This window comes from Providencia sp. UF-183, assembly GCF_058246155.1.
Window position 1 is genome coordinate 1 of sequence record NZ_JBSICD010000067.1, and the last position, 570, is coordinate 570.

Genomic DNA, 570 nt, shown 5'->3' on the forward strand with positions numbered 1-570 from the left:
ACCTGTGGCGGTCAAATTTTAACGGGTGATAACACAATGCAATGGAATGGTGTTGCGGGTGCACGTGAAGGCGACCTTGTCACTTGTGGCAAGCATTCAGGACGCTTTTACATTATCGGTGGTGTTAACGGCATGTGGCTTGAAGACAGAAAACATGCAGGAACATTAGACAGCCTTAGCTCTTGTCCATGTAAAGCAAGATTCATCAACACCATCACTGATTGCTACAGTAAAGAAGATGAGCCAGTGTCTCGTTCATATAGCCCAGTCGCTCCCGAGGCTCCTACTCAGCAACCAATTAGCCAGCCAAGTAATCATTACGCTCCCCCTATTGTTGCCAATGACAACAATAAAATTAGAATTGATGCACAACATCTAATTGATTGTGCTGATGAGCTTTGTGAAAAGCATCTCTATTATCCTGACATAAAAAATGCCTTCCAAAGCCAAGTAGAAGCTTTTGCTTATCTGATTGTTGAGCAAGTTGAATCCGGCCAAAAAAGTTATGAACAAGGTTCCGCCGAGTTAAAACAGGAAGAGAAAAGCTTACTGGAACAATCACTAAACTGG

General features: G+C 43.0%; 1 protein-coding gene. It reads left to right on the forward strand.

Annotation, left to right across the window (positions count from 1 at the left end):
* The coding region (locus AC4IFT_RS22365) for a PAAR domain-containing protein (RefSeq protein WP_490752930.1) at positions 1-570 on the forward strand (570 nt) is incomplete at both ends.